21 protein-coding genes and 1 tRNA gene are annotated in these 25,743 nt (G+C 68.1%); 5 read left to right on the top strand and 17 right to left on the bottom strand.

The annotated features are described in order from the left end of the window. Positions 1 to 380 precede the first annotated feature (380 nt). On the bottom strand, positions 381 to 1,529 hold the full coding sequence (locus ABD225_RS05525; protein WP_344082294.1) for a glycosyltransferase family 4 protein: 1,149 nt from the start codon (positions 1,527 to 1,529) through the stop codon (positions 381 to 383). Positions 1,530 to 1,599: 70 nt separating this feature from the next. Here ABD225_RS05525 and ABD225_RS05520 point away from each other — a divergent pair, with 70 nt between their 5' ends. The 3 genes from ABD225_RS05520 to ABD225_RS05510 are packed head-to-tail and all read left to right on the top strand — an operon-like array spanning position 1,600 to position 4,462. Then, a complete protein-coding gene (locus tag ABD225_RS05520; RefSeq protein ID WP_344082292.1) occupies positions 1,600 to 2,469 on the top strand; it encodes a class I SAM-dependent methyltransferase in 870 nt (289 codons plus the stop codon). A 2-nt stretch (positions 2,470 to 2,471) separates the two neighbouring features. Then, positions 2,472 to 3,236, top strand: coding sequence for a class I SAM-dependent methyltransferase (locus ABD225_RS05515; RefSeq protein WP_344082290.1), 765 nt, complete (start codon positions 2,472 to 2,474; stop codon positions 3,234 to 3,236). Continuing rightward, positions 3,233 to 4,462, top strand: a complete 1,230-nt coding sequence (locus ABD225_RS05510) for a lipopolysaccharide biosynthesis protein (RefSeq protein WP_344082288.1) — start codon at positions 3,233 to 3,235, stop codon at positions 4,460 to 4,462. Before ABD225_RS05515 ends, ABD225_RS05510 begins: the two co-directional genes overlap by 4 nt. 121 nt (positions 4,463 to 4,583) lie before the next feature. Here the strand turns inward: ABD225_RS05510 and ABD225_RS05505 are convergent, their stop codons facing one another. Together ABD225_RS05505 and ABD225_RS05500 are read right to left on the bottom strand one after the other, a co-directional pair. Beyond that, the gene (locus ABD225_RS05505; protein WP_344082286.1) at positions 4,584 to 5,315 is read right to left on the bottom strand and encodes a Type 1 glutamine amidotransferase-like domain-containing protein; all 732 of its coding nucleotides are present in this window, start codon (positions 5,313 to 5,315) and stop codon (positions 4,584 to 4,586) included. Positions 5,316 to 5,430: 115 nt separating this feature from the next. Then, positions 5,431 to 6,300, bottom strand: a complete 870-nt coding sequence (locus tag ABD225_RS05500; RefSeq protein WP_344082284.1) for a hypothetical protein — start codon at positions 6,298 to 6,300, stop codon at positions 5,431 to 5,433. Positions 6,301 to 6,545: 245 nt separating this feature from the next. Here ABD225_RS05500 and ABD225_RS05495 point away from each other — a divergent pair, with 245 nt between their 5' ends. After that, positions 6,546 to 7,511 carry a polysaccharide deacetylase family protein gene (locus ABD225_RS05495; RefSeq protein ID WP_344082282.1) on the top strand — a complete coding sequence of 322 codons (966 nt, stop codon included), beginning with the start codon at positions 6,546 to 6,548 and terminating at the stop codon, positions 7,509 to 7,511. Between the two features lie 46 nt (positions 7,512 to 7,557). On the opposite strand, the gene polA is transcribed toward ABD225_RS05495, so the two are convergent. After that, positions 7,558 to 10,227, bottom strand: coding sequence for a DNA polymerase I (polA, locus tag ABD225_RS05490; RefSeq protein WP_344082280.1), 2,670 nt, complete (start codon positions 10,225 to 10,227; stop codon positions 7,558 to 7,560). A gap of 19 nt (positions 10,228 to 10,246) precedes the next feature. Here polA and ABD225_RS05485 point away from each other — a divergent pair, with 19 nt between their 5' ends. Beyond that, the gene (locus tag ABD225_RS05485) at positions 10,247 to 10,699 is read left to right on the top strand and encodes a hotdog fold thioesterase (RefSeq protein ID WP_344082278.1); all 453 of its coding nucleotides are present in this window, start codon (positions 10,247 to 10,249) and stop codon (positions 10,697 to 10,699) included. A gap of 18 nt (positions 10,700 to 10,717) precedes the next feature. On the opposite strand, the gene ABD225_RS05480 is transcribed toward ABD225_RS05485, so the two are convergent. From ABD225_RS05480 to trpC, 13 genes are all read right to left on the bottom strand, one after another. Then, complete coding sequence (locus ABD225_RS05480) at positions 10,718 to 11,326, bottom strand: GNAT family N-acetyltransferase (RefSeq protein ID WP_344082276.1); 609 nt, start codon at positions 11,324 to 11,326, stop codon at positions 10,718 to 10,720. A 202-nt stretch (positions 11,327 to 11,528) separates the two neighbouring features. Beyond that, the gene (locus ABD225_RS05475) at positions 11,529 to 12,122 is read right to left on the bottom strand and encodes an ANTAR domain-containing response regulator (protein ID WP_344082274.1); all 594 of its coding nucleotides are present in this window, start codon (positions 12,120 to 12,122) and stop codon (positions 11,529 to 11,531) included. Between the two features lie 57 nt (positions 12,123 to 12,179). Then, positions 12,180 to 12,263 (bottom strand) — tRNA-Leu (locus tag ABD225_RS05470). 42 nt (positions 12,264 to 12,305) lie between these two features. After that, positions 12,306 to 13,748, bottom strand: coding sequence for a pyruvate kinase (pyk, locus tag ABD225_RS05465; RefSeq protein WP_344082272.1), 1,443 nt, complete (start codon positions 13,746 to 13,748; stop codon positions 12,306 to 12,308). Between the two features lie 57 nt (positions 13,749 to 13,805). Continuing rightward, positions 13,806 to 14,114, bottom strand: a complete 309-nt coding sequence (locus ABD225_RS05460; protein WP_344082270.1) for a hypothetical protein — start codon at positions 14,112 to 14,114, stop codon at positions 13,806 to 13,808. 196 nt (positions 14,115 to 14,310) lie between these two features. Continuing rightward, the gene (locus ABD225_RS05455; protein WP_344082268.1) at positions 14,311 to 15,768 is read right to left on the bottom strand and encodes a glutamate synthase subunit beta; all 1,458 of its coding nucleotides are present in this window, start codon (positions 15,766 to 15,768) and stop codon (positions 14,311 to 14,313) included. After that, positions 15,761 to 20,302, bottom strand: coding sequence for a glutamate synthase large subunit (gene gltB, locus ABD225_RS05450; RefSeq protein WP_344082266.1), 4,542 nt, complete (start codon positions 20,300 to 20,302; stop codon positions 15,761 to 15,763). The genes ABD225_RS05455 and gltB overlap by 8 nt, the downstream gene beginning before the upstream one ends. Positions 20,303 to 20,412: 110 nt before the next feature. After that, a complete protein-coding gene (gene lgt, locus ABD225_RS05445) occupies positions 20,413 to 21,279 on the bottom strand; it encodes a prolipoprotein diacylglyceryl transferase (RefSeq protein ID WP_344082264.1) in 867 nt (288 codons plus the stop codon). 10 nt (positions 21,280 to 21,289) lie between these two features. Beyond that, positions 21,290 to 22,096 carry a DsbA family protein gene (locus tag ABD225_RS05440; protein ID WP_344082262.1) on the bottom strand — a complete coding sequence of 269 codons (807 nt, stop codon included), beginning with the start codon at positions 22,094 to 22,096 and terminating at the stop codon, positions 21,290 to 21,292. Positions 22,097 to 22,140: 44 nt separating this feature from the next. Beyond that, positions 22,141 to 22,788, bottom strand: a complete 648-nt coding sequence (locus ABD225_RS05435; protein ID WP_344082260.1) for a vitamin K epoxide reductase family protein — start codon at positions 22,786 to 22,788, stop codon at positions 22,141 to 22,143. Beyond that, positions 22,785 to 23,606, bottom strand: coding sequence for a tryptophan synthase subunit alpha (gene trpA, locus ABD225_RS05430; protein WP_344082258.1), 822 nt, complete (start codon positions 23,604 to 23,606; stop codon positions 22,785 to 22,787). Before trpA ends, ABD225_RS05435 begins: the two co-directional genes overlap by 4 nt. Next, positions 23,603 to 24,802, bottom strand: a complete 1,200-nt coding sequence (trpB, locus tag ABD225_RS05425) for a tryptophan synthase subunit beta (protein WP_344082256.1) — start codon at positions 24,800 to 24,802, stop codon at positions 23,603 to 23,605. The genes trpA and trpB overlap by 4 nt, the downstream gene beginning before the upstream one ends. Beyond that, complete coding sequence (gene trpC / locus ABD225_RS05420) at positions 24,799 to 25,605, bottom strand: indole-3-glycerol phosphate synthase TrpC (RefSeq protein WP_344082254.1); 807 nt, start codon at positions 25,603 to 25,605, stop codon at positions 24,799 to 24,801. Before trpC ends, trpB begins: the two co-directional genes overlap by 4 nt. Positions 25,606 to 25,743 lie beyond the last annotated feature (138 nt).

Genomic DNA, 25,743 nt, shown 5'->3' with positions numbered 1-25,743 from the left:
GCCGAGCGGGGTTTCTGCACGCGAGCGGGGTTCCCGCCGAGCCGAGCGGGCCTTCTGAGCGCGAGCGGCCCTATATCCCCGCTCCCACTCACAAAGGCCGCTCCGCTGGGGCCACCCCTCGAGCCGAGCGGGGTTTCTGCACGCGAGCGGGGTTCTCGCCGAGCCGAGCGGGCCTTCTGAGCGTCGGTCGCGGCCACCGTGTCAGTCGGCGCAGTCTGGGCCCCCGCCGGACGCTGCGCCAGCAAGGCGCACTCTGCACGCGAGCGGGCTCTCGCCGAGCCGAGCGGGGTCTCTGAGCGCGAGCGGGGCTATAGCCCCGCTCCCACTCACAAAAGCCGCTCCGCTGGGCCCAAATCCGACAGCCGGACCCAGGTGCCAGATCAGGCGCGGGCAGCCACGATAGAGCTGATGTGCGCCTCGAGTTCGCAGCCGGCGCGCTCCCAGCTGAAGCTGCGGGCGTGGCGGCGGGCGTTCTCGCCATACTTCCCGCGCAAGTGTGCGTCGGCGAGCAGGCTGTCGACCTGCGCGACCAGGTCGGCCTGGTCGGCGGCGAGTAGGCCGGTCTCGCCGGAGACGATCGACTCGGTGACGCCACCGGCATACTCGAAGGCGATCGCCGGCGTCGCGTGCAAGCCGGCCTCGACGATCGTCAGCCCCCACCCTTCCTTTTGCGATGGCATCAGCACCACCCAGGATTGCGCGAGCAACCGGTGCTTGGTGTCCTCGTCGACAAAACCGTGGAAGTTCACCCGCTCCCCCACACCCGCCGCGGCGGCGTGGGCGCGCAGGTTCTCCTCCCAATAGCCGCTGCCGACGATATGCAGTTGCAGCGTCGGGTAGCGCTCCCGAAGGGCCGCGACGACATCGATGGCGCTCTCGTTGTGCTTATGCGGCACCAAGCGTCCGAGCACCATCAAGCTGGGCTGCTCCGAGCGCTGGACATCGGCATAGCGCGAGAAATCGGCTGGCTGGTCATTGCCGGAGTAGATGACCTGCACGCGGGAGGGGTCGACCCCCAGCCCGGCCAGGTCGCTTCGGGTCGCCTGCGAGACCGTCACATAGGGGCTGTGCCGATAGACAAAGGGGGCCGCCCTGGACTCCAACACCCAGCCAACAGCGCCCAGCGCCTTGCCAAGCACCATCGGCCACTGGTCCTTGTGGACGTGGTGAACGATATTGACGACCGGCAGCCCAGCAGCGGCGAGCGGGGACCAAAAAGGCACGCCATTTTGGACATCAAGCACGACATCGAAACGGTCCCGGTTCTTGCGCAGATAGGACAGCGCGTGCGGATACACCCCGAACCGGCTCCCCCCGCGCACGACCTTCACCCGCTCGTGCATCGTGTGCTTGGTCGCCCCGGCAAAACGCGCCGTGAACAGCGTGACGTCATGCCCGTGATCAGCCAACACCTCGGCGGTGCGCTCGACAAAGGTCTCGGACCCACCCGCCTCCGGGTGCTCGCGGTCCCGCCAGGACAAATAGAGGATGCGCAGCGGGCGACCGGGCTGACAGCCTGATTCGTGCACGATGGGTGAGGACCTTTCGCGATCCCGGCACGGGGCAGGCCGGGAGGTTACCGGCGATTAGGATACCGGGGTGAGCGGGTCGGAGGACACCATCGAGCGCGGGCGTCCCTGTGAGGTCTGCGCCACGCCCACCATCCCCTGGCATCTGCTCGGCGGCGGCTCACTGGAACGCTGCCCCGACTGCGGTCACCTGCGCCGCCCGCTGACCTCCGCGCCGGCCCACCACCGCGACCTCGCGTATGGCGGCGACCCCTCCCTCGACACGATCCGCACCGCGTTGACTTTCCGATCCCTTGGGCACCGCGGGGTCCGCAGCGTCTTCGAGATCGGTTATGGCGCCGGCGCCCTGCTTCGCCACTTCCACGACGCCGGCGCACAGGTCTCCGGCGTCGACCCCGGTCAGCTCGATGTCGACGTGGACCCGCTGGTCCGTGACCACGGCCGCCTCTGGTCGGGGCCGGCCGAGGAGTTGCCGGACGGCTGGGTCAGCGCCGATCTGGTCGTCGGCGTGCATGTTCTCGAACACGTCATCGACGTCCACGAAACGATCCGCAAGGCTGTCACCATGTTGCAGCCTGGCGGATGCGCCGTCTTCCTCACTCCGGCGGGCGACTCCTGGGGCCCGAAGGTCTATGGGTCCAACTGGTGGATGCTCGAGGACCCCACCCATGTCCGCTTCTTCTCCGCCGACTCCCTCGCCCGTGCCGCCGCGGGGGCCGGGCTAAGCGACATACGCGTCGACCGGCTCGTCCTCGACAGCGTGACCACGGACATCGGATCCCTGGCGCGCGCACGGGGACGCCATCGCCCCGATGGCGTGCTCGGCGACAAGCGGGTGCTCGCCGCCGGCGCGGTGACGGCCCCCGCCGTGCTCGCGATGCGCTCGCTAGCGAAGCGCACCCGCCCCACCCTGCGCCTGGTCGCCCACAAAGCCGGATGAGTATGCCGTCCGGTCCGCCCGGTCCCCGCCAGCCGCGCGGGCTGCGCCGGTCGAAGGAACTCTTCGCGAGCTTCCTCGTCGAGCAAACCGATCCCGACCGGTTCTATGGCGACCTGGCCGCCGACTCACTCGCCGGCCTCTCGGAATGGGTGGACGTCCGAGACCAGGTGGTGCTCGATGTCGGCGCCGGGCCCGCTCAGTTCGCGGCGGCCTTTCGTCGGGCGGGCGCGCGCTATGTGCCAGTCGACTACGACCCGGCTGTTCCCTCGGTCGCCGATGGCGGCATCGTCGGCTCAGCCACCGATCTTCCGATCGCCTCCGGCAGCGTGGATGTCGTCTTCTGCAGCAATCTGCTCGAGCACGTGCCCGATGTGGAGGGCGCGGCGGATGAGATGGTGCGCGTGCTGCGCCCGGGCGGCATTCTGTATCTCTGCTACACAAACTGGCTCTCGCCGTGGGGCGGGCACGAAGCGTCGCCGTGGCATTACGTCAGCGGGGAGTATGCGATCCGCCGCTATCGCCGCCGGCACGGCAAGGCGCCGAAAAACCGGCTCGGCGAAACGCTCTATCGCACGAGCATCGCCCAGGGGTTGGGCTGGGCCCAATCGCATCCCGATGTCGAGATCCTCGTGGCGCGTCCGCGCTACCTGCCGGATGTCGCCCGGCACCTGCTGCGCGTCCCCGGCCTGCGCGAGATCCTCACCTGGAACCTGCTCCTCATCCTGCGTCGCCGTCCCGACGCCACGCCTGAGCCCAACCGCGGATGAGCGCCGCCGCACCCGAGGGCCAGCCGGCCGGTTCGCAGTTGCTCCGCTCGGGAGCGAGCCTCGCGGTCGCGACGATGATCGCGGGCGTCCTCGGCTATGTCTACATCTTGGTCCTGACGCGATCGCTCGGCCCGGAGCAGTACGGCATACTCGGCTCCCTTCTCGGCCTGTCCGTGGTGCTCTCCGTCGCGTCAACCGCTCTCCAACTGGAGGCGATGCGCGCCGTCGCCAGCGACCCATCGGCGCCGCGGGATTGGTTGCGTCGCCGCGGCCGGATCATCTCGATCGCGACCGGCGCCATCACCCTGGCCGCCGGTCCGGTCATCGTCGAGGTGCTGCGACTGCCGACCTGGGCACCAGTCCTCGCGCTTGCCGCGCTGATGGTCCCGCAGACGTATATCGGGGTTCAGCTGGGGATCCTGCTCGGCGCGGGTCGCACCGGCGCCTTCAGCCTCCTGCTCGTCCTGAGCGGCCTGAGCCGAACCCTGGCCGCGATCCTCACCGCCGCCCTCAAGGAAAGCCCCGCGTTCGCCCTGTGGGCATCGGCCGCCACGGGGGTGGCCGTGCTGCTTCTCGGCGCGCTACTCGTGTGCGCCGCCGAGCCCCCACGGCATACCTCTGCCGAGGTGGCCACTCCCCGGGACTGGTCCGGTGTATGGCGTGCGGCCGTCGGCGCCGGAGCTCTCGTCGTGCTCCTCAATGCGGATCTGCTCGCTGCCCGGGCGGTGCTGCCCGACCGCGAGTCAGGCTGGTATGCCTTCCTCACCGTTTTCGGGCGCGTCACCTTCTGGGGCACGAATTTCATTGCCCTGTGGGTCTTTCCGCACGAGGCCGCGCGTGGCTCGGCGGCGCAGGCGCGGGCCTACGCCCTGGGTGCGGTGGCCGGCATCGCCGGCTTCGCCTTCGTCGCGGCGGTCGTCGGCGGACGAGCGATCACCGCCGCCCTCGCGGGCCCGGAGTATGCCGATGCGGCCCACTTCGCCCCCTGGTTCGCCATCGCCGGGAGCCTGCTCTCGGTGGTCCAGTTGGCGACCTATGTCGACGTCGCCCGAGCCCGGCAGGTGCTGAGTTTGATCGTGTGGACGGGCTCGGTGGTGCTGGTCGTGGCGATCCGCTGGCTGGCACCACATACGATCGCCGGCGCGATCTGGGCCACGATCATCGTGCTCGGTGTCGTGGCCCTGGCCGGCGTCCTCAGCATGCGCGAACGATCGAGCGCCACGTAGTTCCGGAGAGCTCACATCGCAGCGGAGCGCTGATCTCGCAGTGGAGCAGCGCTATACCTATGCCCCGCCACGAAATAAGCGCTCGGGCGCGACCTAAGCGCTCGCCGGGCCCCGGCGCGGCTCAGCCGAGCAGGCGCGGCTCGAGGCGCTCCTCGGTGACGCTGCCGTCGGGCTGGCGGGCGACGACATACGCGCCCTTGCCGGCGCTCTCGGTGACCGCCTCGACGACCTCGGTGCCGTGATACACGATGCCGACGCCATCGTCGGTGCAGTGCGTGACACCCAAGGTGCCATCCCCGACGAGCGCGTGAATCGTGGGCCGCCGACGCTCCTCGCTGTCGTAGTGCACGCCATTGCCATAGGGCAGCAAACCCAGGCCATTGGTCACCGCCCGCAGGTCGGGGCCGAAAGAGTCGGTGCAGCCACCGTCATACCAACAGATCGAGCCGGCCGAGACACCGGCGAGCACGACGCCGCTCTCCCACACCCGACGGAAAACCGGGCGCAGGTCGTGAACATCCCAAACCGCCAGCAAATTCGCGACCGAGCCGCCGTTGACCCAGATGACGTCCTGCGCAAGCAGGTGACCCTCGACGTCCTCGACATTGGGCATCGGGAACAGGTGCAGGTGCGTCTGGTCGAAACCGGCCAGCCGGGCGGCCTCATCGAGTTCGTGCGCGAACCATCGCTGGTCCCCACTCGCCGTCCCGAGCACGCATACCTTCGGGCGCCGCCCGGTGACACCGGACAACTCGACGGCGTGGTGGACGAGGTGGTTGTACTCGACCCTCGTGCGCTCCCCGAAGCGGTAGCCGCCGGAGGTCGCGAGGATGGTGGGTTGGTCCGCAGGCATCGGCTCACCCTAGAGCAGCCCGGTGCCAGCCTCGATGACGCCATGGCGGGGAGAGCCGACGGCGCCGGGGGCAACCACCCTGCCGATCCCGACACCGCCGACCATGTCCGAGAGCTCAGAAGCGGAGGTAGCGAATGGCGACGGTCTTGGTCGCGCCGGGGTTGAGCGTGCCCATGCCGAAGCCGATGGTGTCGCCATAGTCGCCGCGGGCGACGAAGTTGGCGGCCAGTGGCGCGGCAGTCGGGTTGCAGGTGTTGTCCAGAATGGAGTCGGTGACCCGCGTGTACCAGGTGCCGGCGCTCTGCACGACACCCATCAGGATCCCGTGCGATTCCTTGCCTGCCGGGGCCTCGGTCGGGTCGTGGAAGGCCGAGACCGTTGCCAAGGTCCGCCCGTGGTTGCTCAGGAATCCCGCCCACCCCTGCGCGCCACCGGTGTCGATGTCGAAGTCGACCTGGCGCCGCAGGATGACATTGTTCACCGGGGAACCGGAGAGATTCTTGACCGACATCGTGACCAGCACATTGGAGGGCACGGTCGGGCTTCCTGGAGTCAGGGTGAACTTCTGCGTCAACTGCAGCCGGTTGTCCAGAGTCTTGCGGCTGGTTTGCGAGGCATTCGTTGTCGGCGCCCCGAATCCCGACGAGGCGTCACCGGTGTCATAGGCACTGCTGGCCTGCCCGGTGTAACACAGGACATAGCCCTCGCCCACAGCGCCGACCCCGATGTGCTCGTACTGGGCGGCCGGCTGGTTGGGTGAGACATAGGAGATGATGTTGCCGGTCGTGGAGACGACGATCTTGGTCCCGCGCGCGGTCGGCGTGGTCAGGGTCTTCCATGGGGTCAGGCCACGAGCGTTCGTGTCCGAGATTCGCTGTTGCGTGGTCGGTCTTTCGGCATCACCACCGGCCGCCAGGACTGCCGGCGTCATCGCCGCGGCCAGTGCGGCTAGGGCGGTCACCGAGGTGTTGATTCGAGATCCCACGATTCCTCCTACAGTTCGCGAGTGCGCGCTCTTCGCGCACTCCCCGGAAGGTCGGGCGGCCGGTGAAGCGAGGCGCCCCGTCCATGCCCAGACACGGTAGGACGACATTCACGCCTTGTCCGGGTTTTCCGGAATCCCATGGAAGTGACTGCAGGTCAAGCCAGTTCAACGAATCCTGGTGCGGGTGCCGGGAAGCCACTAGTCTCGGCGCCGAAGCACGTGACGAGCGGGGCAGGTGGACGGGCATGCGTCGATTGGCGACCTTCATGCTGGTGGCGGCCTTCGGCGCGCTCGCCGGCGGCCCGGCGGCGAACGCCCGCTCGCTCGAAGAGGACACACGCGCGCCCGCGGCGCCGGCCTATCTGTCCATCGTCTTCGGCCGTTCGATCTGGACCGCCTCATGCAGCCCGAAGCCGGGAATGCGCACCCTGTTGCAGACTGCAGCGGACCTGAAGGCGCTCGGTCTTCCGGCCGTGGGCGGAGTGGTCGTCAACCGGATCGGGACGACATCACGACCCTGCATCCGAGGCGTCATCTATCCCACCTGGAGCGACCTGAGCACACTGCGCACCAGCTATGGCTGGAGCTTCGTCTCGCAGGGGATGAACTATGTCGAGATGACCACCCTGAGCACCGACGAAGAGCGCTACGCCGAGAGCGGGGCAACGATCCCCGCCCTCGCGGCCCAGGGACACAGTCAAGCCTGGGGCCTGTTCAACTACCCCAACGATCTGCAGGACGCCGCTGCCCAGGCCGTCGTGACCAGGTACTTCAGCTTCGGCCGCCTCTACACCGAGACCCCGCAGAAGAACACCCGGGCGGCCGCCACGACCTACCCCTATCCCCTGCTCACGTATTCGCTCAATGGCGGGCGATGCAATAACCCCAAACTGCCCTGCTACTCCTTCCCCGTGCGCAACGACCGGCGGACGACCGCCATGCCCGATATCGTCACGGTGATGCGCCCGAGGCCGGGCGAATACGCGCTGGTCCAGATCTATCGATTGGTGACCGGCAAGTCGGGCACCATGGGGCAGGCGAACGCCTGGGACTGCACCAGTCCCGACTGGCGCAACCGCTGGACCGGGCACCCGGAGAACTTCTGCCGCAACAGCTTCCTGACCGCGCTGCGGCAGCGCAGCTCCTCAGCCGTGTTGACCACGCCGGCAGCCGTGGCGCTGGCGTGGGGCCGCGGCCGTCCCACCCCCTGACTCTGCGCCGATGGGACCGCCCGCGGATGGGCTCGGTGCTGCAGTCTCAGTGCCCGGCATCGTGCCAGGAATGGCCGATCCCGACCGCGACATCCAGGGGGACGTCAATCTCTCCGGCTGCGCTGCCCATTTCCCGGCGCAGGATCTTCTCGACCCGTTCGCCCTCGCCGGGAGCCACCTCCACGACCAGCTCGTCGTGCACCTGCAGCAGCAAGCGGGAGTGCAGCCCGGCCTCGCCCAGGCCACGATGGGCACCCAGCATGGCCACTTTCATGATGTCGGCCGCGCTGCCCTGAATGGGCGCGTTGAGCGCCATCCGTTCGGCCATCTCGCGACGCTGCCGGTTGTCGCTGGTCAGATCGGGCAGGTAGCGGCGGCGGCCGAGCATCGTCTCGGTATAGCCCGTGGCCCGAGCGTCCGCCACGACATCGCGAAGGTAGTCGCGCACCCCACCGAACCGGGCGAAATACTCCTCCATCAACGCTCGCGCCTCCTCGACCGGAATCGTCAACTGGCGTGAGAGCCCGAAGGCCGACAACCCATACGCCAGGCCATAGGACATCGCCTTGACCTTGCTGCGCATCGCCGGCGTCACATCAGCCGGCTCCACCCCGAACACGCGCGACCCGACAAAGCGGTGCAGGTCCTCGCCCGTCCGGAAGGCCTCGATCAGCCCGGCATCACCGGACAGGTGCGCCATGATCCGCATCTCGATCTGGCTGTAGTCGACCGACATCAACGACTCGAAACCAGGCCCCACGACAAAGGATTCGCGGATCCGGCGGCCCTCGTCGGTGCGGATCGGGATGTTCTGCAGGTTCGGATCTTTCGACGACAGTCGGCCGGTCGCTGCGATCGTCTGCTCATAGGTCGTATGGATGCGCCCGTCGTCCGCCACCGACTTCAGCAGGCCCTCGACGGTGACCCGCAGTCGCGTGGCGTCGCGGTGGCGCAGCAAGGCTTCCAAGAAGGGATGCTCGGTCTTGGCAAAAAGATCCGCGAGCGCCTCGGCGTCGGTCGTCCACCCCGTCTTGGTGCGCTTGGTCTTAGGCATCCCGAGCGTGTCGAAGAGCACGACCTGCAACTGCTTCGGCGACCCGAGGTTGATCTGCTCGCCACCGATCGCGTCATAGGCATCCTCTTGCGCACGCTCGACGGCATCGGCGAAGTCCTTCTCCAAGCCCTCTAGATGCTCCAGGTCGACGGCAATGCCGGTCTGCTCCATCTCGGCGAGCACCCCGACCAGCGGAAGCTCGACCTGCTGCAACAACTCAGTCCCGCCCGCGGCCGCCACCTGGCCGGCCAGCTCGGTCCCGAGATCCAACACCGCCCGCGCACGCACCGCCGCGGCGTCGATCTCGGCCTGATCGTCGGCGCCGAAATCGAGCATGCCGTCCTGAGCGCCAGACTCCGCGCGCAAGTCGCGCCCGAGCATCCGCAGCACCAGGTCGGCCAGATCGAAGTCGCGCTGGTCCGGCTTGACGAGGTATGCCGCGAGCGCCGTGTCCTGCTGCACCCCGCGCAACTCCCAGCCACGCGCGTGCAGCGCGTGCATCGGCCCCTTGGCGTCGTGCAGGATTTTGGGCGCCGACTCATCGGCCAACCACGCTGCGAGCGCAGTGTCACCCGCCGGATCGAGCGGCGTCACATCGACATACGCCACCGGTCCCTCCGTCGGCGCGAGTGCCAAGGCACCCACGTCGCCGGTCCCCCGGGCCCACGACCCCACCACGTGCACCCCCACCGGCCCGGCGCGCCCGGGACCCGCGAACCACGCGGGCACGTCGTCTCCGGACAGGACCGTCGACTCGATCTCGAATCCGCCATCCGCCTCGACCGCCGCGGTGTCGAAGGTCGCGAAGAGCCGCTCGCGCAGCACCCGGAACTCCAGGGCATCGAAGACCTCGTGCACCTTCTCGCGATCCCACATCGTGCGCTGCAGGTCATCGAGACCAACCCCGGTGTCGAGATCGCGCACGAGTTGGTTGAGCCGTCGGTTTCGCAGCACCTGGTCGAGGTTGGCGCGCAGCGCGTCGCCGACCTTGCCGCCGATCTGATCGATGTGGGCGACGATCCCGGTCAGCCCGTCATATTGCGTGATCCACTTCGCCGCGGTCTTCGGACCCACCCCCGGGATGCCCGGCAGGTTGTCGCTGGTCTCCCCCACCAGAGCCGCGAGATCGCTATAGCGCTCGGGGGGCACGCCATACTTCTCGCTCACTTTGGCCGGGTCCATCCGCCACACCTCCGACACCCCGCGCACGGGATATAGCAGCGTCACCCGGTCGGAGACGAGTTGGAAGGCGTCCCGGTCGCCCGAGCAGATGACGACCTCCATGTCCCGCTCGGTCGCCTGCGTCGTCAGGGTCGCGATGATGTCGTCCGCCTCGAAGCCCGGCACCTCGATCCACCGGATCTTCAGCGCATCGAGCACCTCCCGCAGCAGCGGCAACTGCCCGGAGAACTCGCTCGGGGTGGCCGACCGACCCGCCTTGTACTCGGCATACTCCTGGGCCCGGAAGGTGTCCCGAGAGACATCGAACGCCACCGCGAGGTGCGTCGGGTCCTCGTCGCGCAGGACGTTGATCAGCATCGAGGTGAAGCCATATACCGCATTGGTGTGCTGGCCCGTCTTGGTCGAGAAGTTCTCCGCGGGCAGCGCGAAGAAGGCCCGATAGGCCAGGGAATGACCGTCCAGCAGCAGCAATCGACTCACGCATGGCAGCCTATGGCCCATGACTGACAGCCCACCTGCTCTGCCCGAAGACGAGATGCTTAGGACCGTCAATGCGATGTCTCACGGGACCCTCATGGAGCGCATGGGGATCGAGTTCACCGAGGTCTCCCCGGAACGGCTGGTCGCCACCATGCCGGTGGCGGGAAACACCCAGCCCTATGGACTGCTCCACGGCGGCGCGAGCGTCGTGCTCGCCGAAACCCTCGGCTCCTTTGGTGCGGTTCTCAACGCCGGAGAAGGCAAGATCGCGGTCGGCATTGACATCAACGCAACACACCACCGTGCCGCCCGAGCGGGCCTCGTGACCGGAGTTGCGACCTTGCTCAGCGCTGGCAACACGATGGTGTCCTACGAGATTGTCATTTCCGACGAGGACGGCAGGCGCTGCTGCACCTCGCGGCTGACCTGCCTGATCCGCGATCTGCCGCCGGGCGCGCCGGCCGCCGGCTGATCAGGAGGTATGCGGACCTCAGCCGGCCGCGGCGCGCCGCATCGGCAGGCTGCGGACCGGCCCGGCGGGTGCGCCGAGACCCGCGCGGGCACGCAGGGTGCGTCGCTTGCCGAGCAACACATCCCGCGAGGCGGTGTCGGCGCCAGCGAGCTTTCGGCGCAGGACGGCGGTCGGCACGACCCGACGGGTGGTCGTGGTGGCGAAGCCGAGCCGGGCGAAGTAACGATTGCTGATTTTGTCCGTCGCGGAGACCTGGGCGAAGACGAGTTCTTGGCCCTGACTCTCCGCGAGCCGGGCCACCCCGGCGAGCAGGTGGCCAGCGACGCCCTGGCGACGGGCCTCGAGACGGACATACAACTCATCGATGGCCAGGGCCGGGGCGTCAATCAGCCCGTGATGGCGGACGTTGACGACGGCGAAACCCACCGGCATACCGTCGAGCCAGGCGAGCAGGACGCTGGTCCCGGGACGATGGACTGCGTCCTCGACTCGGCCGGCATTCGCGAGCCGCGCCGCCGCGTCCTGCGTCAATTGCCCCAGGCTGAGGGCCGACTCGATCCACAGGGCCGAGAGGGTGCCGGCGTCCTGCGCCGAGGCCTTGCTCACGGTGACATGCGGGCGCGCCACGGGGGCTCCTTCGACAACATCCACGGCACGGCGTAGGGGGGACGAGCCAGATACTTCGAGTACCTGGAAGCCGTGCATCTGTGACTCTAGATCACCCTGCGGGCCGGACAAAAGGGGGTACGGGAAAGCCATTTCCGCCGGTCAGTGGGCGGTTGTGACACACGGTGCGGATGTGACGAACGAGCCGTCGCCGCGGCGGAAATTAGGCCTTGTCGATGCCGGCGATGACGGCGTCGGCGACCTCTTTCATCCCCATCCGCCGATCCATCGCGGTCTTTTGGATCCAGCGGAAGGCGTCGGCCTCCGTGAGCTTCAGCTTCTTCATCAGCACACCCTTGGCGCGCTCGACGGCCTTGCGGGTCTCCAGGGCCTCGCCGAGATCGGCGACTTCCTTTTCGAGTTCTTTCAGCTCGGCCCACCGGGAGAGCGCGATGTGGATGGCCGGGGCCAGGTCGGCCGCGGTGAAGGGCTTGACGATATAGGCCATGACGCCGGCATCCCGGGCCCGCTCGACGAGTTCGGTCTGCGAGAAGGCCGTGAGCATGATGACCGGGCAGATGCGCTGCTTGCCGATCTCGTCGGCGGCCGACAGCCCGTCCATGACCGGCATCTTGACGTCCATGATCACCAGATCGGGCGTGAGCGCGACGGCCATCTCCACAGCCTGCTCGCCATTGCTGGCCTGGCCGATCACGTCATAGCCGGCCTCGCCGAGCATCTCCACGAGGTCGAGCCGGATGATGGCCTCGTCCTCGGCGACGACGATACGCGGACCCGCCTGCGCGTTCGTGCTCATCGCGCGCTCCTCATGTGTGTGCCCCTCCGTGCCCGAACTGCGGTTGACGTCATCGTCTGGTGCCGGGAGCGGGATTCGAACCCGCACGCCTTGCGGCAAAGCATTTTGAGTGCTCCGTGTCTGCCATTCCACCACCCCGGCGAGGTGCAGTGGGCAGCATACCGGGGCCCACCGCCTCCCCGATCAGAGGTCCGCGAACGCACCCCTGTGATTCATCGCATCTCCCACCGAGTGGACCCGCAGTGCGTTCGTGGTGCCCGAAACTCCGGGAGGGCTGCCCGCCGCGATAACCACTCGCTCGCCTTCCGGGCAGTTCTTGTCCCTCAGCAGAGCCTCGTCGACTTGGAACGCCATGTCGTCGGTGTGCGTGACATTCGGGACGATGAAGGTCTCCACACCCCAGCTCAGCGCGAGCTGGCTGCGGGTGGCCTGACTCGGGGTAAAGGCCAGCATCGGCCGGTAGGGCCGCAGGCGCGACATCGCGCGCGCCGACCCGCCGGAGGTCGTGAACGTCACCAAATAGCGAGCACCGACGAGGTTGGCGATATCAGCGGCCGCGCGCGTGATGGCGCCGCTGACCGTGTGCGGAGGCGAGTTCAGCGGGGCGATCCGGTCGAAAGCGGTCTCCTCGATGCTCTCGATGATGCGGGCCATCGTGCGCACCGCCGTGATCGGGTGTGCGCCGGTGCTCGTCTCGCCGGAGAGCATCAGCGCGTCAGCGCCATCGAGCACGGCATTCGCGGCATCCGAGGCCTCGGCGCGGGTCGGGCGCGGGTTCTCGATCATCGACTCGAGCACCTGCGTCGCGACGATCACCGGCTTGGCATTGCGCCGGGCGATCTCCACAGCGCGCTTCTGCACCAGCGGAACCTGCTCCAGCGGCAGTTCAACGCCAAGGTCACCGCGCGCCACCATGATGCCGTCGAAGGCCTCGACGATCTGTTCGAGATTCTCGACGGCCTGGGGCTTTTCGATCTTCGCGATGACGGGAAGGCGGATGCCTTCTTCGTCCATGATCTCGTGGACCCGCACGATGTCCTCGGCACTGCGCACGAACGAGAGCGCGATGAAGTCCGCGGTCAGGTGCAGGGCCCAGCGCAGATCGGCCTCATCCTTCTCCGACAGGGCGGGCACCGAGACGGCCACGCCGGGCAGGTTGATGCCCTTGTTGTTGGAAACGGTGCCGCCCTCGACGACCTGGCACGTCACATCGGTCTCGGTCACCGCGGTAGCGACCAACTCGACTTTGCCGTCGTCGATGAGCAGGGTGTCCCCCGGCTTCACATCGCCCGGCAGGCCGGCATATGTCGTGCCCACCTGCTCCTGATTGCCGTCCACGCCCCGGGTCGTGATCGTGAAGGTGTCCCCCGCGACGAGCTCGATCGGGCCGCCGCTGAAGCGTGCGGTGCGGATCTTCGGCCCCTGCAGATCGACGAGCACCCCGACCGCGCGCCCGACCTCATTGGAGGCGTGCCGCACATTGTTGTAGACCGCCTCGTGATCGGCATACCCGCCGTGCGAGAGGTTCAGCCGAGCCACATCCATCCCCGCGCGGACCAATTGGTCCAGCTGTTCCGGAGAGGAGGTCGCGGGGCCGAGGGTGCAGACGATCTTGGCTCGACGCATACTCGCCATGCTATCGGTGTAAGCCTTTACCCCGTGACCGGGGCCACATCGTGTCCCTCAGTCGCAGAAGAGCTCTTGATCCGCCGTATGCAGCACCACGTCGCCACCGGGGTCGAGGCCGGCCAGTCGGCCGTCATCGTGCATCACGAGGTTGTCCCGCCCCGTGCTCATGATCGAGATCAAGGGATAGGTGACGGTTCGGATCCATTGCGGCGCACCGGTATCCACCGCCATGGCGAAGACCCGAGGCTGCTCTTCATCGCTCTGGGAAACCACATACGAACCGGTCACGGCCAGTGCAGCGGAGTAGCCCAGCGATTCTCCCTCGGCTAGCGGGCTCGCACCCACGGCACGCGGGTCTGCCATCGCACACCACCGGCGCTGTTCAGGCGCAGCACAGCGGCCCGATAGTCGAATTTGCACTTGCCCGGCTCGAAGGCCGGAATGGGGAAGGGCGCGCCGCCGAGCGCGAGTTCGTCAGTTTGGGCCGAGTTCGTCAGGTCAATCTGACGAATTCGGCCGAAACTGACGACCTCAGCGCACCGCAGTCAGACGGACGGTGTCAGACGGTGAGGGGCCGGTCGGCTGGGTTGATCGGGCGGGGCAGTTGCGAGGCGCCCATGAGGAAGGTGTCGACGCCGCGGGCGGCAGAGCGGCCCTCGGCAATCGCCCAGACGATCAATGACTGGCCGCGACCAGCGTCACCGGCGACGAAGACGCCCGGCACGCTGGTCTGGAAATCCTTGCCGCGCACCACATTTCCGCGCTCGTCAAGGTCGACACCGAGCTGCTCGACCAGGCCGTCGCGCTGGGGTCCGAGGAAGCCCATCGCCAGCAATACTAGTTGCGCGGGCAGGACGCGCTCGGTGCCCTCGACCGGCTCGAAGCCGCGTTCGCCCATCCGCACATCGCTGACGCGCAGCCCACTGACCGCGCCCGATTCGTCGGCGACGATCTCCTGGGTGGACACGCCATACAACCGCTCACCACCCTCCTCGTGCGCGCTCGCGACCCGGAAGATCATCGGGTATGTCGGCCACGGCTGCTCCGCGGCCCGCTCCGGGCCAGGTTGCGGCATGATCTCCAGGCTGGTGACCGACCGTGCACCCTGGCGGTGCGAGGTGCCGATGCAGTCGGCGCCGGTGTCGCCGCCGCCGATGACGATGACATCTTTGCCGGTCGCCGTGATCTGGTCCTTGACCTGCTCCCCCAGCGCGACCCGGTTGGCCGGCGGGAGGAAGTCCATGGCCTGCACCACGCCCGACGCCTCGCGTCCAGGCACCGGCAGGTCACGCGGCACGGTGGCTCCGATGGCGAGGACGACGGCGTCATACCGATCCCGCAGTTGCTGGCCGGTGACCGTGCCGCCGACATCGACGCCACACCGGAAGCGCGTGCCCTCGGCCTCCATCTGGGAGATCCGCCGGTCCAGGACCGACTTCTCCATCTTGAACTCGGGTATGCCATAGCGCAGCAGGCCGCCCGGCTTGTCGGCCCGCTCGTAGACCGCGACCGTATGCCCGGCCCGGGTGAGTTGCTGCGCGACCGCCAGCCCCGCGGGGCCAGAGCCCACGACGGCGACCGTCTTGCCGGACAGGCGCTCCGGCGGCTGCGGCGTGACCGTGCCCGCCTCGAAGGCGCGCTCGATCGTCGTCACCTCCACCTGCTTGATCGTCACGGCGGGCTGGTTGATGCCCAGCACGCACGCCGTCTCGCACGGCGCCGGGCAGAGCCGGCCGGTGAACTCGGGGAAGTTGTTGGTCGCGTGCAAGCGCTCAATGGCACCGCGCCAGTCACCGCGCCACGCGAGGTCATTCCACTCCGGGATGAGGTTGCCGAGCGGACATCCGCTGTGGCAGAACGGGATTCCGCAGTCCATGCAGCGGCCGGCCTGCCGCTGCAATTGCGAAACTTCCTGCGCTTCGTAGACTTCTTTCCAGTCTTGGATGCGCACTGGCACCGGCCGGCGCGTCGGCAACTCCCGCTCACGGGTCTTCAGAAAGCCTTGTGGGTCAGCCACGAGCCGCCTCCATGATTCGCTCCCAGATGATCTCGCTGTCGGGCTCGATGCCCTCAGCCTCGGCGGTCGCCCGCACCTGCAGCACCCGGGCATAGTCGCGCGGGAGCACCAGGGAGAGCCGGGATTTCGCCTCCGCCCAGTCGGCCAGCAGAGCCTTGGCGACGGCCGAATCGGTCGCCTCCAGGTGCTGCTCCAGCAAGCCGCGGAGCAAGTCTTCGTCACTCTCTCGCAGGGGCAGCACGTCGACGAATTCGGGGTTGACCCGGCTGGCCGGTAGGTCGAGCACGAACGCCATACCGCCGCTCATGCCGGCCGCGAAGTTGCGGCCGATGCGGCCCAGGACGACAGCCACTCCGCCGGTCATATATTCACAGCCGTGGTCGCCGACGCCCTCCACAACCGCGGTGGCGCCGGAGTTGCGGACGCAAAAGCGTTCGCCGACGCTGCCGCGCAGGAAGATCTGGCCGCTGGTCGCGCCATAGCCGATGACATTGCCGGCAATGACATTATCCTCGGCGACGAAAACTGATTCGGGGTGCGGCCGGACGACGACGCGGCCGCCCGAAAGCCCCTTGCCGACATAGTCATTCGCATCGCCCACCAGGCGCAGCGTGACGCCCGGCGGCAAGAACGCGCCGAAGGACTGGCCCGCCGAACCGGTGAGCGTTAGGTCGATGCGGCCGTCGTCGAAGCCGGCCACCGAGCGGGTGGTCACCTCGTGGCCGAGCATGGTGCCGACGGTGCGGTGGACATTGCGGATGCCGAGGGTGCCGCGGGCCGGCTCGCCATCGTCGAGGGCCGGCAGCGCCATCGCAATCAACTGGTGGTCGAGTGCCTTCTCGAGGCCGTGGTCCTGGCTGACCGTGGCGAAGCGCGTCGCGCCATCGCTCGGCACCGCCTCCGTGAGGATCGGCGCGAGATCCATGCCACTGGCCTTCCAGTGGTGAATCGCCGCATCGGTGTCGAGCGCGCCGACCTGACCGATCGCCTCCTCGATCGAGCGGAAGCCGAGCGCCGCGAGGTGTTCGCGGACCTCCTGCGCGATGTATTCGAAGAAGGTCTCGACGAACTCCGGCTGGCCGCTGAAGCGCGCGCGCAGCTCAGGATTCTGGGTCGCGATGCCGACGGGGCAGGTGTCGAGATGGCAGACGCGCATCATGATGCAGCCGCTGACGACCAGCGGCGCCGTCGCGAAACCGAACTCCTCGGCCCCGAGCAAGGCCGCGATCACCACATCGCGTCCGGTCTTCAACTGCCCGTCGACCTGGACCACGATGCGGTCCCGCAGGCCGTTGAGCACCAACGTCTGCTGGGTCTCGGCCAGGCCGAGCTCCCACGGCGCGCCGGCGTGTTTGAGCGAGGTGAGCGGCGAGGCGCCGGTGCCGCCATCGTGGCCGGAGATGAGCACGACATCGGAGTGCGCCTTGGACACGCCGGCGGCCACCGTGCCGACGCCAACCTCGGACACCAGCTTCACGTGAATCCGGGCGGCTGGATTGGCGTTCTTCAGGTCGTGGATCAGCTGGGCCAGATCCTCGATGGAGTAGATGTCGTGGTGCGGCGGCGGGCTGATCAGACCGACACCCGGCGTGGAGTGCCGGGTCTTGGCCACCCACGGATAGACCTTGTGCGCCGGAAGTTGGCCACCCTCGCCGGGCTTGGCGCCCTGCGCCATCTTGATCTGGATGTCGTCGGCGTGCGTGAGGTATGCCGAGGTGACGCCGAAGCGCCCGGAGGCCACCTGCTTGATCGCGCTGCGCCGCTGCGGGTCAAGCAGCCGCTCCAGATCCTCGCCGCCCTCCCCCGTGTTGGACCGACCGCCCAGGCGGTTCATCGCGATGGCCAGCGTCTGGTGCGCCTCGAGGCTGATCGAGCCATAGCTCATCGCGCCGGTGTTGAAGCGCTTGACGATCTCCGCAACCGGCTCGACCTCCTCGATCGGCACGGCCGGCCGCTGCCCGTCCTTGAAGGCGAACAGTCCACGCAGCGTCATCAGCCGCTCGGCCTGCTCATCGACGCGGGCGGTGTACTGCTTGAAGATGTCGTAGCGCCGCTGCCGCGTCGAGTGCTGCAGCCGGAAGACCGTCTCCGGGTCGAAGAGGTGCGGCTCACCCTCACGGCGCCATTGATACTCCCCGCCGACCTCCAGGGTCCGGTGCGGGAGGCGCACGCCTTCGGGTGGGTATGCCGCGCTGTGCCGGGCCGCGCACTCCGCGGCGATGACATCAAGCCCGACCCCGCCGAGTTGGCTGACGGTGCCGGTGAAGTAGGCGTCGACCAAGTCCTGCGAGAGGCCGATGGCCTCGAAGACCTGGGCCCCGCGATAGGACGCGACCGTCGAGATGCCCATCTTGGACATCACCTTCAACACGCCCTTGCCGAGCGCCTTGATGAGGTTCTTGACGGCCTGCTCGCCCGTCACGCCGGTGATGGCGCCGGAACGCACCAGATCCTCCACCGACTCCATCGCGAGATAGGGGTTGATGGCGGCCGCGCCATACCCAATGAGCAGCGCGACGTGGTGGACCTCGCGGACATCGCCGGTCTCGATGATCAGACCGACCTGGGTGCGGGTCTTCTCCCGGATCAGGTGGTGATGCACCGCGGAACACAGCAGCAGCGACGGGATCGGCGCCTTGTCGCGATTGGAGTCGCGGTCGGAGAGGACGACGAAGCGAGCGCCATCGGCGATCGCCTGGCTGACCTCGGCGAAAATCTCTTGCAAGCGCTCGGCGAGGGCCGCCTCTCCGCCGCTCACGTCATACAGACCCTTGACCACATGCGTGGCGTAGCCGGGCAGGTTGCCATCGGCGTTGATGCGGATGATCTTGGCGAGTTCGTCATTGTCGATGACGGGGAAGTTGAGGACCAGCTGCCGGGCATGCGCCGGCGTCGCCGTCAGGACATTGCCCTCCGGCCCGACCGCGACGCCCAGGGCAGTGACCAATTCCTCGCGGATCGCGTCCAGCGGCGGGTTGGTGACCTGGGCAAAGAGCTGAGTGAAGTAGTCGAAGAGCAGCCGCGGCTTCTCCGAGAGCACCGCGATCGGGCTGTCGGTGCCCATCGAGCCCAGAGCTTCATAGCCGGTGCGGGCCATCGGCGAGAGCAGGATCCGCAGCTCCTCCTGCGTGTAGCCGAAGGTCTGCTGGCGGCGGGCTACCGACTTGGCGGTGTGCACGATGTGCTCGCGCTCCGGCAGGTCAGCGAGGTGGATCAGCCCGGCGTGCAGCCAATCGGCATACGGCAGCTGGGTCGCGAGCTGGGACTTGACCTCTTCGTCCTCGATGATCCGTCCCTGCGCGGTGTCAACGAGGAACATCCGGCCCGGCTGCAGCCGGCCCTTGCGGATGACCTTCTCCGGGGCGATGTCCAGGACGCCGCTTTCGGAGGCCAGGACGACCAGGCCGTCGTCGGTGACCCAGTAGCGGCCGGGGCGCAGGCCATTGCGGTCCAGGACCGCGCCGATCAAAGTCCCGTCGGTGAAAGTGACGCAGGCTGGGCCGTCCCACGGCTCCATGAACATCGAGTGGAACTCATAGAAGGCCTTGCGGTCGGGGTCCATCTCCTCGTGGTTCTCCCAGGCCTCCGGGATCATCATGAGGACGGCATGCGGCAGGCTGCGGCCACCGAGGTGGAGCAGTTCGAGGACCTCGTCGAAGGATGCGGAGTCCGAGCCGCCGGGCGGACAGATCGGCGAGAGCCGCTCGAGGTCACCGGGGATCAGGTCGGATTCCAGCTGCGACTCGCGCGCCGCCATCCAGTTGCGATTGCCCTTGACCGTGTTGATCTCGCCGTTGTGCGCGATCAGCCGGTAGGGGTGGCTCAGCGGCCAGGACGGGAAGGTGTTGGTCGAGAACCGGCTGTGCACGAGCGCGAGTTCGGTGACGAAGCGCTCGTCGGACAGGTCGGGGAAGAAGGGTTCCAGCTGCCCCGTGGTGAGCATGCCCTTGTAGACCAGGGTGCGTGCCGAGAAGGAGGCGAAGTAGACATCCTGCTCGCGTTCGGCGCGCTTGCGCAGGCAGTATGCCCGGCGGTCCAGGTGGATGCCCCGCAGGCTGGCGTTGGCCGCGGCGACGAAGAGCTGCGCGAAGTGCGGCATACAGTCGCGGGCGGCCTGGCCGACCAGGCTCGGGGTGACCGGCACCTCGCGCCAGCCGATGACGTCCAGCCCCTCTTCCGCGGCGAGATCCTCGACGGCGGCCACGGTGCGGGCCCGGGTCTCGGGGTCGGCGGGCAGGAAGGCCGAACCCACGGCATACGACCCGGCGGCGGGGAGCGTGAACCCGGTGACGGCGCGCAGGAAGGCGTCGGGGACCTGGGTGAGGATGCCCGCGCCATCGCCGACGAGCGGGTCGGCTCCGGTGGCGCCGCGGTGGTCCAGATTGGTCAGCGCGGTGAGCGCGTTGACGACGATGTCGTGGCCGGGTGTGCCGCGCAGGGTGGCCACCATGGCGACGCCGCACGCGTCATGTTCGAACTCGCGGCGATAAAGCCCCTGGTCCGCAGGCAGGCTGCCGAAGAGGGCAGATGTCATCGCGTCACCGTCCGATCCGAGAAGAACTGTCGTGGAAAATTGCTGCGCCCCGTGGGCCGCAGCCGTGGACGGCGGCGGCCACGTGAACTCGACCCTATCATCGGGCCGTCCTACGATGTGGTCGGTATTTTCTCACTCTGTGAGACTGGCGCGACGGCTCGCGGGCGGCGACCGGCCCACACATACAAGCCAATGCCGATCAGGAAGACGGCCAGCGAGGTCCAGACGTTGAGCCGCTGGCCGAGGATGATGTGCGCCTCGTCGGTGCGCATCTTCTCGATAACGATGCGGAAGGTGGGATAGCCCGCGACATAGATGGCGAAGAGCTGGCCGGGCCGCAGCGCATAGCGACGATCCAGCAGCAGCAGGATGATCGCCAGCATGAGGCAGAAGATCGACTCGTAGAGGAAGGTCGGCTCGAAGGTGCCGAGCACGACGGCCTTGCCGTTGGTGTCGGTGACGGCCCGGCCCGCGAGGGTGTCCCACTGGTGGATCTGGACGGCCCAGGGGTCGGTGCTCGGGGCGCCATAGATCTCGTTGTTGAACCAATTGCCCCATCGGCCGAGGGCCTGCGCGATCGCGACGCCGGGAGCAGCAGCATCGGCGAAGTCGAGGAAGCGCACGCCATGGCGGCGGCACCCGAGCCACGCCCCAAGGGCGCCGAGCGCGACGGCGCCCCAAATGCCGAGGCCGCCGTGCCAAATCTTGAGCGCATCGATCGGGTGGCCGCCCTCCCCGAAATAGGCGTCCGGCGAGGTGATCACGTGGTAGAGCCGGCCGCCGATGATGCCGAAGGGCACCGCCCAGGTGGCGACATCGAGGGCCTGCCCGGGCTTGCCGCCGCGGTGCACCAGGCGGACCTGCGTGAGCCAGACGGCGATGACGATGCCGGCGAGGATGCACAGGGCATACCCGCGGATCGTCAGCGGCCCGAGGTGGATGGCTCCGACGGTGGGGCTCGGGATATAGGTCAGCAAGCGCTAGGCCTTACTTGCCCGTCGCGTCCGCGACGGCCTTCTTCAAGGCGGTGGGGTCGGCGGCGGTGGCCAGCGGGATGTCCTTGCCGTTCAGGCGGACGGTCGGGGTGCCCCCGACGCCGGCCTTGCCCGCGGCATCATTGGAGTTCGCGATATAGGCGTTGTACTTGCCGGCATCCGAGCACGCGGTCCACTTCTCTAGCGCCGTGCCGGACAGACCGGCGGCGGTCGCATAGCCGGTGAGCTGGTCCTTGGTGACAGACTTGCCCTCTTCGGCCTGGCTCTTGTATGCCGCGTCGTGGAACTCCTGCCATTTGCCCTGGTCGGCGGCGCAGAAGGCGCCATTGGCGATCGGCGTGGACTGCTTGACGTTGAACTTGCCGTCGAGGAAATTCATGATGTGGTACTGCAATTTGACGTCGCCGGCCTTGGCCAACTCCTCGACCGCCGCGCCCGCAGCCGCCTCGAACTGCCCGCAGACCGGGCACTGGAAGTCCTCGAAGATCGTCAGGGTCGGAGCTCCGGCCTTCAGGGTGACGTCCGCGAAAGCACGGTAGCCATCAGCGACCGTCGCGCCGGCCGGCGGGTTCGGGTTGCCCGAACCGGCGTCGGTCTCGGACGACTTCTGGGACCAGATCACACCGCCGACGACGGCGATGATCGCCAGGATCGCGACGATGCCGGCGATGGTGATCTTGTTGGCGCCGCCCGTGGTCGTCGTGGCCTTCTGCGCCGCGCGGATCTTGGCGGCGCGGTCTTGCGGCTGCGCCGTCGAGTGACCGCGGTTCGCGCGATTGCTGCTGGGTTGCTTGGCCATGAGCGGGATTCCTTAGGCGGTGTTCGAGTATGCGGTGATGCGGGTCAGAGGAAGCGGTGGCCCCACTTGAGGAGCTCGATGATGACAACGATTGTCACCCACGCGATGAGCCCAACCGTGAACCACCCGTGCTCCACGAGACGGCGCGCCGCGCGCTGAGCCCCTTCGGGCAGGAAGAGGTTGCCTTCGAGGATGTTCCACTGCGTCATCGAACTGAAGACGAAGGTCGTGGACAAGGTGACGAGCAGGCACCAGGGGCAGAGCGCGCCGATGACATAGGTCGATTGGAAGAGCAGCCAGTAGGCAAAGATCACGCCGAGCAGGTAGCAGACGTTGCCGGTGAACATAAACCAGCGCGGGAAGCGCACGCCGGCCAGGGATGCGACAGCGATCGTCATGACGACGGGTTCGGAGATCAGGCCGAGGAAGGCATTGGGGAAGCCGAAAATATTGGCCTGCCAGGTGGTGCCGACCTTGGCGCAGTCGATGATGGCGTTGATCGAGCAGCTCAGCTCGGCCTGCGGATCGCGGGCGAGGACGATCGCGTCATACGACAGCACGAAGGAGGCGATCAGGCTCAGGATCGCGAAGATCAGCATCTCCCCGAAGAGGATGCGTCGCTTGCGCAGGGGTATGCCGTGCGCGCCGTCGTCGAGGTCCGACCCGGTGTCGGGGGCGATCTCGCGGGTCACTGCGCCTGTCCTTGCCGCACACCCGCGGCCAATTCGCGCGTCAGGGCGGCCAGTCGCTCCAGACCGGCCTCGAGATCGGTGTCGAAGAGGGTGCTGACCAGGGCGGATCCGACGATCACGCCATCGGCGAAGCCGGCCACCTGGGCCGCCTGCTCCCCCGTGCTCACCCCGAGTCCGACGCAAATGGGTATGTCGGTGACCTCCCGCGCCCGCTCCACGAGATCGCGGGCCGCGGAGCCGACAGTGGCCCGGACGCCGGTGACGCCCATGGTGGAGGCGGCATACACAAACCCTCGGCACTGGCTGGTGACCGCGGCGAGCCGCTCGGGAGTGGAACTTGGGGCGATGAGGAAGACCCGGTCCAGGCCGGTGCGCTCGCTCGCCGCGATCCAGTCGCCCGCTTCGTCGGGGATCAGGTCAGGGGTGATCAGCCCGGCCCCGCCGGCGGCGGCGAATTCGTCGGCGAAGCGGGCGACGCCGCGGCGCAGGACGAGATTCCAGTAGGTCATGACCATCGGCGGTGCGCCGGCCTCGCGGACGGTGCGGGCCGCGTCGAAGACGTCAGCGACCCGGGTGCCGCCCGCGAGCGCCATACCCGCCGCGCGCTGGACGGCGCCGCCATCCATAACGGGATCGCTAAAGGGCACGCCGATCTCGATGATGTCGCAGCCGTTCTCGACCATCGTGGTCATGGCGCGCAAGGACCCGGCGTGATCGGGGAAGCCGACGGGGAGGTAGCCGATGAGGGCGGCGCGGCCCTCGGCCTTGCACCGTGCCAGGACCTCGGCAGTGCCGGCGGCGGTGCCGATGGCCGTCATCGGGCCTCCTCGATCAGGCCGAACCAGGCGGCGGCGGTGTGCATGTCCTTATCGCCACGGCCCGAGAGGTTCACCAGCAGCAGGGCGTCCGGACCGAGTTCTTTGCCGACCTCGAGGGCGCCGGCGAGCGCGTGGGCGGACTCGAGCGCGGGGATGATGCCCTCGGTGCGGCAGAGCAGCCGGAAGGCTTCCATCGTCGCCTCGTCGGTGGCATAGCGGTATTCGGCGCGGCCGATATCGCGAAGGTATGAGTGCTCCGGTCCGACGCTGGGATAGTCCAAACCTGCACTGACGGAATGGGATTCGAGCGTCTGGCCGTCCTCGTCCTGCATGAGATAGCTCATGGCGCCATGGAGAACACCGGGCTCCGCGACGGCGAAGCGTGCTGCGTGCCGGCCGGACTCGATGCCCTCTCCCCCGGCCTCGACGCCGATCAGGCGCACGCCCTCGTCCTCGATGAACCGGTGGAAGATGCCCATGGCGTTCGAGCCGCCACCGACGCAGGCAATGACGGCATCCGGCAGCCGGCCGGTCAGATCGAGCACCTGTTGGCGGGCCTCGATGCCGATGATCTTGTGGAACTCGCGCACCATCTCGGGGAAGGGGTGCGGGCCGGTGACGGTGCCGATCGCATAGTGGGTGTCGTCGACATTGGCGACCCAGTCGCGCAGCGCCTCGTTGATGGCGTCCTTGAGGGTCTGGCTGCCGTGCTCGACGGCGACGACTTCAGCGCCGAGGATCTTCATCCGCGCGACATTGAGCGCTTGCCGCTCGGTGTCGACCTTGCCCATATAGATCGTGCAGTCCAAGCCCATGAGGGCGGCGGCGGTGGCAGTGGCCACGCCGTGCTGTCCGGCGCCGGTCTCGGCGATGATGCGCCGCTTGCCCATGCGCTTGGTCAGCAAAGCTTGCGCGAGGACGTTGTTGATCTTGTGGGAGCCGGTGTGGTTGAGGTCTTCGCGCTTGAGGATGACGCGGGCGCCGCCGGCGTGGGCCGCGAACCGGGGCACTTCGGTGATGATGCTCGGCCGGCCGGTGTAGGTGCGGTGCAGCCGGTCGAGTTCGTCGAGGAAGTCGGGGTCGACGGCAGCTTTCTGGCGCACCTCGTCGAGTTGTTCGAGGGCCGGGATGAGGGCTTCGGGGACGTAGCGGCCACCGAACCGACCGAACCGGCCGGGCGTGGGGGTGTCGGTCATCGGGGTGCTCCGGTGGGTATGGCGGACATCGCCGCGACGGCGCCGCGGGGATCGCCGTCCTTGACCAGCGCTTCGCCGACGAGGACCGCCGCGGCGCCTTCACGGGCATACCGCTGGGCATCGGCGGTGGCGAGGATGCCACTTTCGGCGACCGGGACGACGCCATCCGGGACCTGCGCGATCAGGCGACTGAAGGCGTCCGCGTCGACATCGAGGGTCTTGAGGTTGCGGGCGTTGACGCCGAGCAGCGCGGGCTCGATCGCGAGGGCGCGCTCGATCTCGTCGGCGTCGTGGACCTCCACGAGAGCGGTCATGCCGAGGTCGCGGGCGAGGCCGTGGAAGTGGGCAAGTTCGCCATCGGTGAGGGCCGCGACAATGAGCAGCACGAGGTCGGCACCATGGGCGCGGGCCTCATAGAATTGGTAGTCCTCGACCATGAAATCCTTGCGCAGCACTGGGATTCGCACCGCGGCGCGGACGGCGTCGAGGTCCGCGAGGCTGCCGCCGAAGCGGCGCTGCTCGGTCAGGACCGAGATGGCTGCGGCTCCGCCGGCTTGGTATGCCGTGGCGAGCGCCGCCGGATCCGGAATGTCCGCGAGCGCGCCCTTGCTTGGGCTAGAGCGCTTGACCTCGGCGATGACGCCGAGCCGACCCGTGGTCAGGCGCGGCAGGACGGGGATCGCCGGTGGTGCCGCGTGGGCTGCCGCGATGACGTCGGCGAGCGGCGTGGCGGCCATTCGGACGGCCAAGTCCTCGCGCACGCCCGCGATGAGCGCGTCGAGAACGGTGGCGGTGGTGGGCATGGGATCACGCTATCCCGGTTCGCGAGCGCGTCATGCAACGCCCCACGAGGCGGGACGGCGTGCGCGGGCGACGCATTCGAGGCGATGGCTGATCGTCGAGTTCGGGAAACACGCCGAGGATCACACCAGCGCGTCGGC

The organism is Nostocoides veronense (genome assembly GCF_039531185.1).
In the GTDB taxonomy this organism is placed as follows: Bacteria; Actinomycetota; Actinomycetes; order Actinomycetales; family Dermatophilaceae; genus Nostocoides_A; species Nostocoides_A veronense.
Note: the sequence above shows the minus strand (reverse complement) of the source record. Positions and strands in the feature narration are given on the sequence as shown.

Coding starts and splice junctions, on each gene's coding strand:
- trpA (WP_344082258.1), bottom strand. CDS start 23,606: ATGACGGCCATCGGCACCGCCGCCGGCACTGCCGAGGTCCTGGCACGG.
- ABD225_RS05440 (WP_344082262.1), bottom strand. CDS start 22,096: ATGGCCAAGCAACCCAGCAGCAATCGCGCGAACCGCGGTCACTCGACG.
- trpC (WP_344082254.1), bottom strand. CDS start 25,605: ATGCCCACCACCGCCACCGTTCTCGACGCGCTCATCGCGGGCGTGCGC.
- pyk (WP_344082272.1), bottom strand. CDS start 13,748: ATGCGTCGAGCCAAGATCGTCTGCACCCTCGGCCCCGCGACCTCCTCT.
- ABD225_RS05485 (WP_344082278.1), top strand. CDS start 10,247: ATGACTGACAGCCCACCTGCTCTGCCCGAAGACGAGATGCTTAGGACC.
- ABD225_RS05460 (WP_344082270.1), bottom strand. CDS start 14,114: ATGGCAGACCCGCGTGCCGTGGGTGCGAGCCCGCTAGCCGAGGGAGAA.
- trpB (WP_344082256.1), bottom strand. CDS start 24,802: ATGACCGACACCCCCACGCCCGGCCGGTTCGGTCGGTTCGGTGGCCGC.
- ABD225_RS05495 (WP_344082282.1), top strand. CDS start 6,546: ATGCGTCGATTGGCGACCTTCATGCTGGTGGCGGCCTTCGGCGCGCTC.
- ABD225_RS05510 (WP_344082288.1), top strand. CDS start 3,233: ATGAGCGCCGCCGCACCCGAGGGCCAGCCGGCCGGTTCGCAGTTGCTC.
- ABD225_RS05505 (WP_344082286.1), bottom strand. CDS start 5,315: ATGCCTGCGGACCAACCCACCATCCTCGCGACCTCCGGCGGCTACCGC.
- ABD225_RS05475 (WP_344082274.1), bottom strand. CDS start 12,122: ATGAGCACGAACGCGCAGGCGGGTCCGCGTATCGTCGTCGCCGAGGAC.
- ABD225_RS05515 (WP_344082290.1), top strand. CDS start 2,472: ATGCCGTCCGGTCCGCCCGGTCCCCGCCAGCCGCGCGGGCTGCGCCGG.
- gltB (WP_344082266.1), bottom strand. CDS start 20,302: ATGACATCTGCCCTCTTCGGCAGCCTGCCTGCGGACCAGGGGCTTTAT.